General features: G+C 74.9%; 2 protein-coding genes. Both read right to left on the bottom strand.

Annotated features, from left to right (window positions below; all coding sequences use genetic code 11):
* Positions 1–1,068: beta-ketoacyl synthase N-terminal-like domain-containing protein (locus tag ACJ73U_RS35945; RefSeq protein ID WP_407782221.1), on the bottom strand; the 1,068-nt coding region annotated here is incomplete at its 3' end.
* A 9-nt stretch (positions 1,069–1,077) separates the two neighbouring features.
* A partial coding sequence (locus ACJ73U_RS35940; RefSeq protein WP_407782220.1) for an SDR family NAD(P)-dependent oxidoreductase occupies positions 1,078–5,492 on the bottom strand: 4,415 nt, incomplete at its 5' end.

Here is a 5,492-nt window from a genome sequence, read left to right as displayed (position 1 = left end):
CAGGGCCTGTGCCTCGATCGGGTCGCCGAGGGTCGTGCCGGTGCCGTGCGCCTCCACCATGTCCACCTCGGACGGGGTGAGCCCGGCGCCCGCGAGCGCGGCGCGGATGACCCGTTGCTGCGACGGGCCGTTGGGCGCGGTCAGCCCGTTGGAGGCGCCGTCCTGGTTGAGCGCGCTGCCGCGGATCACGGCGAGCACGCGGTGCCCGCGTTCCCGCGCCACCGACAGCCGTTCGAGGACTATCACCCCGACGCCCTCGGAGAGCACCATCCCGTCGGCGGCCGACGCGAACGCCTTGCACCGGCCGTCCGTGGCGAGCCCGCGCTGCCGGGAGAACACGACGAACGAGTTGGGGCTCGACATGACCATCGCACCGCCGGCCAACGCCACCGAGCACTCGCCGGTGCGCAGCGCCTGACCGGCCAGGTGCATCGCCACCAACGACGACGAACACGCCGTGTCGATGGTGACCGCGGGCCCCTCGAACCCGAACACGTAGGACACCCGGCCGGACGCGACGCTCGACGCGAGGCCGGTGCCCGAGAAGCTCTGCATCTCCTGGCTGACGACGCCGCCGCCGTAGCCCTGCCCCGACACGCCGGTGAACACCCCGACGTCGGCGCCCTTCAGCGAGGCGGGATCGATGCCCGCACCTTCGAGGGCCTCCCACGAGGCCTCGAGCAGCAGCCGCTGCTGCGGGTCCATGGCGAGCGCCTCACGCGGCGAGATGCCGAAGAACCCGGCGTCGAACTGCCCCGCGTCCTGCAGGAAGCCGCCCCTGCTGACGTAGGAGGTGTCCGGGTGGTCGGGGTCGGGGTCGAACAGGTCGTCCAGGTTCCAGCCGCGGTCGGTGGGGAACCCCGACACCCCGTCCCGGCCCTGCGACACCAGCCGCCACAGGTCATCCGGCCCCGCGACACCACCGGGCAACCGGCAGGCCATGCCGACGATCGCGATGGGCTCCCGGGCGGCGCCGAGGAGCTGCCGGTTGCGCTTCTTCAGCGTGCCGACCTCGTCCAGCGACTTCCGCAGGGCCTCGACGACCTTCTCGTACGACGCGCTCACCAACCGCCCCAATCACTCCGTGCCGGATTCCGCGCTGCCCAACGCCAGTTGCACGAGGTCGTCGACGTCCAGGTCGGCGACCGACCGCTCGTCCGGGTCCTCGTCGGACACCCCGGCCGGCTCGCCGAGGTCCGCCAGTTTCGCCAGGGCGTCGATCAGCCCGGCCTCGCGCAGGCGGGCCAGCGGCACCGAGGCGAGCGCGTGCCGCAGCCGCTCCTCGTCCACGTCCGCCCCGGTGTGCCCACTGCCGTGTCCGTTGCCGTGCCCGTGTCCGTTGCCGTGTCCGTTGCCGCTGCCGTTCGTGCCGCCGTCCGGGACCAGCTCCGCCCGCAGGTGACGGGCGAGCACCACCGGGTTCGGGTAGTCGAAGACCAGCGTCGCGGGCAGCTTCAGCCCGGTGGCCTCCCGCAGCCGGTTGCGCAGCTCCACCGAGGTCAGCGAGTCGAACCCGGCGTCGGAGAACGCCGTGTCCGGCCGCACCGCCTCGGGTCCGCCGTGCCCGAGCACGGCGGCGGCCTGACCGCGCACGACGTCCAGGACCACGGCCTCCTGCTCGTCCGCGGGGAGTCCGGCCAGCCTGCGCGGCAGTCCGCGGTCCGCGGCGGCCGCCGCCCGCGCCTGCTGCCTGCCGGCCCGGACCAGGCCGCGGAACACGTGCGGCAGCGACCCGCCGGCCGCGGCACCGGACCGCATCGCCGCCACGTCCAGCCTGATCGGCACCAGCAGCGACTCGGCCATGCCCAGCGCGGCGTCGAACATGTCGAGGCCCTCGGCGGCGGTCATCTCACCGACGCCGCCGCGACTGGCCCGCGCGTGGTCGACGCTGCTGAGGTGGGTGGCCATGCCGAGGGCGCGTTCCCACAGGCCCCAGGCCAACGACAGCCCGGGCAGACCCGCGGCCCGGCGGCCGGCCATGGCCGCGTCGAGGAAGGCGTTGGCCGCCGCGTAGTTGCCCTGACCGCCGCCGCCGGCCACGCCGGCGACGGACGAGAACACGACGAACGCGCCCAGTTCGGTGCCGCGGGTCAGCTCGTCGAGGTGGCGCACCGCGTCGACCTTGGGCGCGAACACCCGCGCCAGCTGGTCCGGGGTGAGCGCCGCGATCACGGCGTCGTCGAAGACGCCCGCGGTGTGCACGACACCGGTCAGCGGGTGCGCCTCGGGCACGGCCGCGAGCAGGTCCGCCACCTGGCCGCGGTCGGCGACGTCGCAGGCCACCGCGGACACGTCCGCGCCCTGCCCGGTGAGGTCGGCGACCAGCTCGGTCATGCCGTCGGCGGCCGGCCCTCGACGACTCGCGAGCACCAGGTGCCGCACGCCGTGGCGGGTCACGAGGTGGCGGGCCACCAGACCGCCCAGCGCCCCGGCGCCGGAGACCAGGACCGTGCCGTCCGGGTCGAAGGCGGCGGGGGTGTCGGCGAGCGGGCCGGTGGCACGGGTGAGCCGGGGCACCGAGAAGGTCGTGCCGCGCAGGGCGAGCTGTGGTTCGCCGCAGGCGAGCACGGCCCCGAGCGCCGAGTCCAGGACGGTGTCCGCGTCGAGGACGGCGGCCGGGTCGAGGTCGAGCAGGACGATCCGGTCCGGGTGCTCGGCCTGGGCGGAACGGACCAGCCCCCACACCGCGGCGGCGGCCGGGTCGGTCACCGTGTCCTCACCGCCCGCGGGCACGGCACCGCAGGTCCGCACGACCAGCCTCGACTCCTCGAACCCGGTCCCCGCGAGCCACGCCTGCAGGACCCGCAGGACCCGGGTCGCCACCGGCAGCGCCGCGTCCGCGGCGCCGGCACCCCCGGCGGCGAGCACCGCCACCGGCGGCACCTGCCCGCCGGCGGCCAGTGCCGTCACGTCGTCGGCGTCGTGCACCGGCACCCAGGACGGCGCGGGCTCACCGAGTGGGAGGGGCAGCTCGGTCCAGTCGACCCGGAACACCGAGTCGCGGCCCAGGCCCGCGGCGGCGCCGAGCTGTTCCGCGGACACCGGCCGGGACACCAGCGAGTCCATCGTCAGCACCGGGCCGCCGGTCTCGTCGGCGGCCTCGACCGACAGCGCGTCGGCGCCGGCGGGCGCGAGCCGCACCCGCAGTGCCGCGGCACCCGCCGCGTGCAGCACGAGGCCGTTCCACGAGAACGCCAGCACCGGCTCGGCCGGTTCCTCCGCGCCGCCGGTGGTGGCGGCCTGGAGGGCGGCGTCGAGCAGTGCGGGGTGCACGCCGAACCGGGTGGCGTCCTTGCGTAGTTCGTCGGGCAGGGCGACCTCGGCGAAGATCTCGGTGTCGCCGGCACTGCCGCGCCGCCACACCGCCCGCAGGCCCTGGAACGCCGGGCCGTAGGCGTAGCCGCGCTCGGCCAGGTCGGGGTAGAAGTCGCTGATCTCGACCGGTTCCGCGTCCTGCGGCGGCCAGGACGTGAAGTCGAACGTCGTGCCCGACGCGGGCGGGGTGGCCGACAGCAGACCGGTGGCGTGCCGGGTCCAGCCGTCGGAGTCCTCGCGCTGGGAGTACACGTCCACGGTGCGGCTGCCAGCGTCGTCCGGGCCGCTCACGGCGACCTGCACGCGCACCCCGCCGTGTGCGGGCACCACCAGCGGCGCCTCGATCACCAGCTCGTCCAACGCCGAGCAACCGGCCTCGTCGCCCGCGCGCACGGCCAGCTCGACGAGCCCGCTGCCCGGCAGGATCACGACGCCGCCGACGGCGTGGTCGGCCAGCCACGGGTGCGACCGCACCGACAGCCGCGAGGTGAAGACCAGGCCCTCGGACCGCGGCAGCTGCACCACCGCCCCCAACAGCGGGTGATCGGCGGCCGCCTGGCCCAGCGACGCCGCGTCGGTGGCCGACTCGACGGGTTCGAGCCAGTAGTGCTGGCGGTCGAACGCGTAGGTCGGCAGGTCCACCCGTCCGGACACCGGCGGCAGCACACCGCTCCAGTCGACCGGGACGCCCCGTACGAACAACTCGGCCATCGAGGTCAACAGCCGCCGCGGGCCACCGTCCTCCCGCCGCAGGGACCCGACGACGACCGCACCGTCCACGTCGGTCCCGTCGACCACCTCCGTGATCGGCTGAACCAGCACCGGGTGCGCGCTCACCTCCACGAACACCCCATGCCCCTGCTCGACCAGCTCCACGACGGCAGGCCCGAACCGCACCTGGTTGCGCAGGTTCCGATACCAGTAACCGCCGCCGACGACCCCCGCGTCCCGCACCCACTGCCCCGTCACGGTGGAAAAGAACGGAACCACCGGCGCCAGCGCCTCGACACCCGCCAGCTCCTCCGCGAGCACACCCTCGATGTCCTCGACGTGCCGGGTGTGCGACGCGTAGTCCACCGCCACCCGACGACCACCGAGCGCCGCCACCGCCTCCACCAGAGCCTCGGCGTCACCGGCGATCACCACCGAGGACGGCCCGTTGACCGCGGCCACCTCGACCCGGCCGGCCCACGGCGCCAGTCGCTCCCCCGCCTCGACCTCACTCAAGGCCACGGATGCCATACCACCGCGACCGGACAGTCCCGTCGCGATCGCCTTGCTCCGCAACGCCACCACCCGGGCGGCGTCCACAAGGGACAGTGCACCCGCGACACACGCCGCGGCGATCTCCCCCTGCGAGTGGCCCACCACCGCGTCTGGCCGGACTCCTACCGACGACCACACCGCCGCCAGGCCCACCATCACCGCGAAACTCGCGGGCTGCAACACATCCACCCGCTCCATCAGCGCCGGATCCGTGTCCCCCCGCAACACCTCCACCACAGACCAGTCGGTCCACGGCGCCAACGCCGCGGCACACTCACCGATCTTCGCCGCGAACACCGGCGAGGAATCCAACAACTCCCGGCCCATGCCCACCCACTGCGAGCCCTGGCCCGGGAACACCCACACGACCTTGCCCGGGGTGCTCGCGCGACCGGTGACGACACCGGACACGGTCTCCGCGCGTGCCAGAGCGGTCAGCCCCGCGACCGCCTCGTCGCGGGACGCGGCGAGGACCACCGCACGGTCGCTCAGCGCGGCACGGCCGGACACCAGTGCCCCGGCGACGGTCGCGAGCGGCAGGTCACCGCCGAGGAACTCGGCCAGCCGGTCGGCCTGCGCGGCCAGCGATGCGGTGCTCCGCGCGGACACCACCACCGGCAGCACGTCGGGGGCGGCGACGTCCTCGACGGCGGGTGGCGCGTCCTGGGCGGGTGCCTCCTCGATGATCAGGTGCGCGTTCGTCCCGCTGACACCGAACGCGGACACACCGACCCGGCGGGGGCGGTCGGCGCGCGGCCAGTCGCGGGCCTCGGTCAGCAACTCGACGGCGCCGGCGGACCAGTCCACCTCGGGGGTGGGCGCGTCCACGTGCAGGGTCGGCGGCAGGACGCCGTGTTCCAGCGACTTGACCATCTTGATCACGCTCGCCACCCCCGCGGCCGCCTGCGCGT

It is taken from the genome of Actinophytocola sp. (assembly GCF_045807065.1).
Lineage (GTDB): Bacteria > Actinomycetota > Actinomycetes > Mycobacteriales > Pseudonocardiaceae > Actinophytocola.
The sequence above is the reverse complement of the archived record's forward strand: the minus strand, read 5'-3'. Positions and strand labels throughout refer to the sequence as shown.